Here is a 1,263-nt window from a genome sequence, read left to right on the forward strand (position 1 = left end):
GCGGCGGTTCGGATGACACATGGAAGGGCTCAACCCATCTCTTGCAGAATATCCAGAATGTATGTATATTCTGGACAAATGGAGACCCTGATCATGCATGAGCTTCCCGAGTTCAAGGCGGCCGACCTGACGCGGCACACAAGTGACCTGTTTGACGCGGCCATTCGGTCGCCGATCGCGATCACCAAGCACCGCAAGCCGAAATTCGTGCTGATGAGCATGGACCAGTACCAGCAGCTCGCGCGGGGGGCCACGCAACAGGCTCATATGGTTGACGAGATGCCCGAGGATCTCAAGGCGCTGATGATAGAAGGGCTCGAGCGGGACTTGACGCAGTCTGATGACTAAGCCGAGCGCGGGAGAGGTGTTCCGCTACCCGTTCCTATGGAAACGAGAACAGATGGCGGGCGAGATCGAGGGTCGAAAGACGAGGCCTGTCTGCATCGCCGTCACTGTCTCCAAGTCCGATAGCGAGACCGTGGTGTTCATCCTGCCGATCACGACGCAGCCGCCTTTGCCCTCGCGCAAGTTCATCGAGGTACCACAGATCGAGTCGCAGCGCGTAGGGTTGGATACCCATGTCCGCAAATGGGTCATGCTGGACGAGATCAACACCGATATTCTGGAGCGGTCCTATGTCTGGGAGGACCGCACGCCCATCGGCACGTTCAGTTCCGTCTTCACATCCAAGATCCAGTCCAGCCTGATCGTGCTGGCTCGGTCGGGCGGGGCATCCGTTGTCGATCGGCTGAAGTAATCTCGATCACAGCAGGGTCTGTCTAGCTTCACTTGTTCCCGTCGATCCACTTCGACATCAGCCCCTTGTCGCGGAAACACTCATCCGGCACGGCGCGGCGTTTGATGCGGGCGAGACGCTCGGCAAAAGCGACCTGCTTTGATGTCGGGCGGCTGTCCTGCGCGCCCGGGTTCAACTTGGCTTGTGCGTCGATCCAGGCGCTCAGGGACCGCCGATCTTGCTGAACCTCCCACGGCAAAAGCGTCTGGTTGCGCAAGGCCAGCGCGCGCGCATAGGCGATCTGCTTGGGCGTCGCGGGCAGGGCGTAGGTGGTGCTTTCCATCGGGGATCTCCCTTCTTAGCGTGGTTCTTAAAATAGAACATAACAGGAACAAAATCAAGCCACCTGCGGAAATCATGGGGTTTGAGAGGAAGAGGAGGGCCGGGGGAGGTCAGGCCTGAGGATGCCCGAAAGAGGGTGTCCGGGCCTGATCCTGTTCCTCATTGGGGTCTGATGCCGGAAAGTG

3 protein-coding genes are annotated in these 1,263 nt (G+C 59.1%); 2 read left to right on the forward strand and 1 reads right to left on the reverse strand.

What is annotated here, in order from left to right:
* Positions 1–93 precede the first annotated feature (93 nt).
* Positions 94–348: a type II toxin-antitoxin system prevent-host-death family antitoxin gene (locus PVW27_RS21525; protein ID WP_233128170.1), complete on the forward strand. Its 255-nt coding sequence runs from the start codon at positions 94–96 to the stop codon at positions 346–348.
* Positions 341–757, forward strand: a complete 417-nt coding sequence (locus tag PVW27_RS21530; RefSeq protein ID WP_274561254.1) for a hypothetical protein — start codon at positions 341–343, stop codon at positions 755–757. The genes PVW27_RS21525 and PVW27_RS21530 overlap by 8 nt, the downstream gene beginning before the upstream one ends.
* A 28-nt stretch (positions 758–785) precedes the next feature.
* On the opposite strand, the gene PVW27_RS21535 is transcribed toward PVW27_RS21530, so the two are convergent.
* Positions 786–1,079, reverse strand: coding sequence for a hypothetical protein (locus tag PVW27_RS21535; RefSeq protein ID WP_045685415.1), 294 nt, complete (start codon positions 1,077–1,079; stop codon positions 786–788).
* Positions 1,080–1,263: the final 184 nt, after the last annotated feature.

Origin of the sequence: Seohaeicola sp. 4SK31, assembly GCF_028802875.1 — a bacterium.
Taxonomy (GTDB): Bacteria; Pseudomonadota; Alphaproteobacteria; order Rhodobacterales; family Rhodobacteraceae; genus Seohaeicola.

What these genes read in the sequence shown, in the direction of transcription:
- PVW27_RS21525 (WP_233128170.1), top strand. Translation starts at nt 94, where the DNA reads ATGCATGAGCTTCCCGAGTTCAAGGCGGCCGACCTGACGCGGCACACA.
- PVW27_RS21530 (WP_274561254.1), top strand. Translation starts at nt 341, where the DNA reads ATGACTAAGCCGAGCGCGGGAGAGGTGTTCCGCTACCCGTTCCTATGG.
- PVW27_RS21535 (WP_045685415.1), bottom strand. Translation starts at nt 1,079, where the DNA reads ATGGAAAGCACCACCTACGCCCTGCCCGCGACGCCCAAGCAGATCGCC.